This window comes from Duganella sp. Root198D2, assembly GCF_001428585.1.
GTDB lineage: Bacteria > Pseudomonadota > Gammaproteobacteria > Burkholderiales > Burkholderiaceae_D > Rugamonas.
Window position 1 is genome coordinate 48,825 of record NZ_LMIC01000021.1, and the last position, 208, is coordinate 49,032.

Below are 208 nucleotides of genomic sequence, written 5' to 3' on the forward strand. Positions count from 1 at the left end.
ACAAACAAGGCAGCGATCTTTAAAAATCAACAGTCGATAAGTGTGGGCGTTTGACGATATTGCCACGAACCTTCGGGTTCGATGCTCAAAATATAGTTATACGCTCGCACAAATATATTAAACGTAATCTCGCAAGAGATTCGTCAGTATTTTGAGTGAGTGACCTCCGGCAGCAATGCTGGAAAAACAGAGATTAAACTGAAGAGTT